Below are 5,711 nucleotides of genomic sequence, written 5' to 3' on the forward strand. Positions count from 1 at the left end.
ATTGATGATGCCAAATGCACAGGCCAGCAACAGTCCCAGGATCCAGGTGAAATACCACATTGTCAGCGCACCTCTTAATAGAGAGATTGTTGGTTATCTTCGATGTGCTTGTTGGTTACCCGGCCAAACATCTTGATGTAAGTCCAGATGGTGTAACCCAGCACAATCGGTACGAAGATCGCTGCAGCCACAGTCATCACCTGCAAGGTGTTGAAAGAGGCGGTAGCATCCCACATGGTCAGGCTCAGTGACGGCTCAAGGCTTGAGGGCATCACGAACGGGAACATGGAGAAACCGGCAGTGAGGATGACCCCGGCAATCGCCAGCGAGGAGCTGGTAAACGCCAGCCAGCCGATGTTCATGCGGGCAAACAGCGCAGTCAGCAGGCTCATGGCCAGGCCCAGTACAGGGGCAGCCACCATCCACGGATAGAGGGTGTAGTTGTTCATCCAGGCACCAGCCTGCAGGACAACTTCCTTGTTCATCGGGTTGGATACTGCGTCAGTCGCGGCAGCCTTGACGATGACATAGCCTTCCATACCGCTTACCCACCAACCCGCGGCAGCAAACAGCACCAGAGTCAGCAGTGAGCAGATCATGGCGGCAGTGCGGGAACGCGCCAGCACTTCACCGTCGGTCTTCATCATCAACCAGGTTGCGCCCTGGGTGAGCAGCATGAACAGGCTCACCAGACCAGCCAGAATGCCGAACGGGTTAAGCAGACCAAAGAAGTTGCCGTGATAGGTCAACATCATGAACTGGTTAAACTCGAACGGAACGCCTTGCAGCAGGTTGCCAAAGGCCACACCAAAGACGATGGGCGGTACGGCGCTGCCGGCGAACAAGGCCCAGTCCCAGTTGCTGCGCCATTTGGCATCAGCACGCAGGGAGCGGTACTTGAAACCGACCGGACGCAGGAACAGCGCCATCAAGGTCAGGATCATCGCGATGTAGAAGCCAGAGAAGGTCGCGGCATACACCATCGGCCAAGCGGCGAACAAGGCGCCACCGGCAGTGACCAGCCACACCTGGTTTCCTTCCCAGTGCGGCCCCATGGTGTTGAGCATCACACGGCGCTCGACATCTTTCTTGCCGACGAACGGGAGCAGTGCGCCTACCCCCATGTCGAAGCCGTCAGTGATGGCAAAACCGATCAGCAGCACGCCGACCAGAGCCCACCAGATGACACGCAGAGTTTCGTAATCAAACATGGTCGCTCTCCTTATGCCTTGATCTGTTCAAAGTGATACTTGCCAGTCTTCAGGCTGCTGGGGCCAAGACGGGCATACTTGAACATCAGGTACATCTCGATAACCAGAAGTACGGTATAGAACAGGCAGATACCGATCAGAGAGAACCAGATCTCGGCTGCAGGCAAATTGGATGCAGAGAGGGAAGTCGGCAACACCTCTGCAATGGTCCACGGTTGGCGACCATATTCAGCAACAAACCAGCCAGCTTCGATAGCGATCCACGGCAGCGGGATACCCCACAGCAGACCCTTGAGCAGCCACTTGCGCTTGCCGATCTGGTGACGGGCACTGTCATAGAAGGCCATACCAATCAACACCAGCATCAGCATGCCGACGGCAACCATGATGCGGAAGGCGAAGAACAGCGGCAGTACCTGCGGGATGGAGTCATCCACGGCGGCCTTAATCTGCTCGTCGGTAGCATCGGTCACGTTGCTGGTGTAGCGCTTGAGCAGCAGACCGTAGCCCAGATCCTGCTTCACTTCGTCGAAACGAGCGCGGGTCTCGTCAGACTTGTCACCGGATTGCAGCTTGGTCAGCAGGTCGTAAGCGGTCATACCGTTACGAACGCGCAGTTCGTGCTCGCTCTTCAGATCCTTCAGACCGGTGACCTGACCGTCCAGAGAACGGGTCGCGATAATGCCCAGTGCATAGGGGATCTTGATGGCGTAGTCGGTGCGCATCTCTTCCTGATTCGGAATACCGAACAGGGTAAAGGCGGCCGGAGCAGGCTCAGTTTCCCACTCAGCTTCGATAGCGGCCAGTTTCACCTTCTGCACTTCACCGGTCTCGTAACCGGATTCGTCACCGAGGATCAGCACGGACACGATGGAAGCCATACCGAACGCGGCGGCAATGGCGAAGGAGCGACGGGCAAACGCCACATCACGATTCTTCAGCAGGTAGTAGGAGGAGATACCCAGCACAAACATGGCGCCACAGGTATAGCCAGCCGCCACAGTGTGGACGAACTTGACCTGAGCAACCGGGTTGAGCACCACGTCAGCGAAGCTCATCATCTCCATCCGCATGGATTCGAAGTTGAACTCGGCACCGACCGGGTTCTGCATCCAGCCGTTGGCGACCAGGATCCAGAGGGCGGAGAGGTTGGTACCCAGCGCCATCAACCAGGTGGCAGCCAGATGCTGATGCTTGCTCAGACGATCCCAACCAAAGAAGAACATACCGACGAAGGTGGACTCCAGGAAGAAGGCCATCAGCCCTTCGATAGCCAGCGGGGCCCCGAAGATATCACCGACATAATGGGAGTAGTAAGCCCAGTTCGTCCCGAACTGGAACTCCATGGCCAGACCTGTGGTGACCCCCAAGGCAAAGTTGATACCAAACAACTTACCCCAGAATTTGGTCATGTCCCGGTAGATGGTGTTGTTGGTCATCACATAGACGGATTCCATGATCGCCAGGAGAAAGGCCATTCCCAGCGTCAGGGGTACAAATAAAAAGTGATAAAGGGCCGTCGCAGCGAACTGGAACCGCGATAGGTCTACCACATGCTCAGCAATCATGATGTTTCCTCACCGATTATTGGCACGGCTATTTTAAGTTTTAAGCACAAAGCTTCCGTTGGAGGTTATCGAATGAGCCTTATTGGGACGTGTCACAACAAAACGCGTTCAGTAACCACTGGCATTAACAACAAGGCAATACGAGAACACAAATAAAGTTAATGTTTAACAATTCCAAAACAATCAGCCTAAATTTATTCTCGCCCATGATGACCGGGTTTTTATATCACCTTTATTTGATTGAAATCAATGTAAAAGGACCCGCCATACATGGCTTTGAAAGGCATTTTTAATCTATTTCACGATTATTGACGCGAGCCAGATCACAAAACACGATAAAGCGTAAAACATTGATTTAAATCAATTTAAGAATTTAACATCACGCCGCTCGGTTTAATTTGAAAAGCGTGGATGACGCGCCTTTTTCCATGTTATCCGAGTCAGGCAATCTGATTCGAAAACTCAATTTAAAATTGCAAAGAATGCATACTCATGCGAACCAATTTCATCAATAAAGACATTAGATAAACTAATTTGAAGAGTGCAATTTTTCTTGTTTGCCGGGGTCGATTCGAACTCCTACAATGCGCCTCGCAGTGAGGGCATACCCTTGGATACAGGCCGGTTAATCCGGGTTCACGGTACGTATTCGACGATCAATTTGAACCTGTCTATTGGAATCGAAGATGAAAAAGTTTGTTGCTAAAACCATCCGTTACTACAAGCTTTCCTTTGTTCAGCTCTATCAACTGAACCGACTCTGAGAGCTCGCGACGGCTCACCTGTTTATTTTCCGGTCTGTGTCCAGACGCACTCACTGTCTGTGAACATCCATCCTGAATTGTCTTTGCCCACCGCATCCGCCGTGGGCTTTTTTTTGCCCGGATAATAAAAAACCGCCTTTGACGGCGGTTTCATGTTCAAACGACTGTTTTTACTTCTCATCTGGTCGCTGAAGACCGAAATGAGCGTAGGCTCGTGTGGTCGCAATCCGTCCTCTGGGTGTACGTTGCAGATACCCTTGCTGGATCAGATAAGGCTCCAACACATCTTCGATAGTATCTTTCTCTTCCCCGATCGCGGCGGCCAGATTATCGAGACCCACCGGGCCCCCCATAAACTTGTCTATCACAGCCAACAATAACTTGCGGTCCATGAAGTCAAAACCTTCGTTATCGACATCCAGCATGTCCATGGCGCGAGCGGCAATGGGGCCGTCGATCCGGCCATCGGATTTCACCTGGGCAAAGTCGCGCACCCGCCTTAACAAACGGTTAGCAATCCGCGGCGTGCCGCGAGAGCGACGGGCGACCTCAATGGCACCATCTTCCGTCATGTCGAGCCCCAGACAACGGGCGCTGCGGGAGACGATATCGGTCAGGTCCTTGACGTTGTAGAACTCCAGCCGCTGGACGATACCGAAGCGATCCCGCAGCGGGCTGGTGAGTGAACCAGCCCGGGTGGTGGCGCCAATCAGGGTGAAGGGAGGCAGATCCAGCTTGATGGAACGAGCTGCGGGTCCCTCCCCGATCATAATGTCGAGCTGGTAATCCTCCATCGCCGGATAGAGCACCTCCTCCACCACCGGGCTGAGGCGATGGATCTCGTCGATGAACAGCACATCGTTCGGTTCGAGGTTGGTGAGCAGCGCCGCCAGATCCCCCGCTTTCTCCAGCACCGGGCCGGAGGTGGTCTTGATATTGACCCCCATCTCGTTGGCGACGATGTTGGCGAGGGTAGTCTTGCCCAGACCCGGCGGGCCGAAGATCAACAGGTGATCGAGCGCTTCACCCCGCTGGCGGGCCGCTTCGATAAAGATCTCCATCTGTTCGCAGACGGTATCCTGACCGGTGTAGTCAGCCAGCTTCTTGGGGCGGATAGCCCGGTCAATAATGTCATCCTCACGGGCGGCACTGGCCGAGATGAGGCGGTCTGCTTCAATCATCAACTACCTCATACCAGGCTACGCAGGGATTCACGGATGATATCTTCCACCGACATCCCCTCTTTGGCGATCTTGCTGACAATCTGACTCGCCTGCTGCGGCTTGTAACCGAGGGCCACCAGCGCACTGGCCGCCTCTTCGGTCACATCAGGTGCCCGCAATTCGGGCTCACTGGCTGGCAAGGTGACCATGGCCGGGGAGAAGAGGTCGTGACTGACCCACCCCTTGAGGCGATCCTTCATCTCCACCACCAGCCGCTCGGCGGTCTTCTTGCCGACTCCCGGCAGTTTGACCAAAGAGCTTATCTCTTCACGTTCGACACTCAGCACGAATTGGGTAGCTGTCATGCCGGAGAGAATAGCCAGCGCCAGCTTGGGGCCGACTCCGTTGGTCTTGATCAGCTCGCGGAACAGCGCCCGCTCCTGTTTGTGGTTGAAACCATAGAGCAACTGGGCATCTTCCCGCACCACGAAGTGAGTATGGATGGTCGCTTCCTTGCCGATCTCCGGCAAATCATAGAAGCAGCTCATCGGCATCTGCACCTCATAGCCAACCCCGCCCACTTCCAGCAGGACCTCGGGGGGCTGCTTTTCAATGACAATGCCTCTCAAGCGACCAATCACGGCTCTCTCCTCACCAATACAACTATTCGTAAATTGGCTCATAGCATAAAGAATAACTGGATAAGTATCCAGCATAGGGCAGCAACACCCGCGTAGTCAGAGAGGCTTTTTATCCCATTTTCCACCATGCTTGATCGGGTGCAGCCAGTGCACGGGATGTTTCAGCGCCGCACCGGCCCCCGAGCGGGGGATAAACCACTACACTAAACCCGTTCGGAACCGAAACTGGTGCCAATGTCGATACCAAGGAAGGCCATCACATGAAAATTGTTACCACCTCCAATCTGGGTCTTGCCATATTGCTCGGCTGTACGCTGGGCATGGGGGTCGTTGGCTGGTATGGCAGCCAGCGGCTAGCCAATCT

General features: G+C 54.4%; 5 protein-coding genes. All 5 read right to left on the bottom strand.

Going from position 1 to position 5,711, the window contains the following annotated elements; translation table 11 throughout:
* Positions 1-60 (bottom strand): cytochrome bd-I oxidase subunit CydX (gene cydX, locus L972_RS20885; RefSeq protein WP_081990724.1); only part of this gene is annotated, 60 nt, incomplete at its 3' end.
* Positions 61-74: 14 nt separating this feature from the next.
* Complete coding sequence (gene cydB, locus L972_RS11810; RefSeq protein ID WP_005335741.1) at positions 75-1,211, bottom strand: cytochrome d ubiquinol oxidase subunit II; 1,137 nt, start codon at positions 1,209-1,211, stop codon at positions 75-77.
* A gap of 11 nt (positions 1,212-1,222) precedes the next feature.
* A complete protein-coding gene (locus tag L972_RS11815; RefSeq protein WP_005335743.1) occupies positions 1,223-2,779 on the bottom strand; it encodes a cytochrome ubiquinol oxidase subunit I in 1,557 nt (518 codons plus the stop codon).
* A 934-nt stretch (positions 2,780-3,713) separates the two neighbouring features.
* Entirely contained in the window at positions 3,714-4,724 is a 1,011-nt protein-coding gene (gene ruvB / locus L972_RS11820; RefSeq protein WP_005335744.1) for a Holliday junction branch migration DNA helicase RuvB, read from the bottom strand.
* Positions 4,725-4,732: 8 nt separating this feature from the next.
* Positions 4,733-5,347, bottom strand: coding sequence for a Holliday junction branch migration protein RuvA (gene ruvA / locus L972_RS11825; RefSeq protein ID WP_005335746.1), 615 nt, complete (start codon positions 5,345-5,347; stop codon positions 4,733-4,735).
* Between the last annotated feature and the right edge of the window lie 364 nt (positions 5,348-5,711).

Source organism: Aeromonas sp. ZOR0001 (assembly GCF_000801015.1).
Lineage (GTDB): Bacteria > Pseudomonadota > Gammaproteobacteria > Enterobacterales > Aeromonadaceae > Aeromonas > Aeromonas veronii.

Coding starts and splice junctions, on each gene's coding strand:
- cydB (WP_005335741.1), bottom strand. CDS start 1,211: ATGTTTGATTACGAAACTCTGCGTGTCATCTGGTGGGCTCTGGTCGGC.
- L972_RS11815 (WP_005335743.1), bottom strand. CDS start 2,779: ATGATTGCTGAGCATGTGGTAGACCTATCGCGGTTCCAGTTCGCTGCG.
- ruvB (WP_005335744.1), bottom strand. CDS start 4,724: ATGATTGAAGCAGACCGCCTCATCTCGGCCAGTGCCGCCCGTGAGGAT.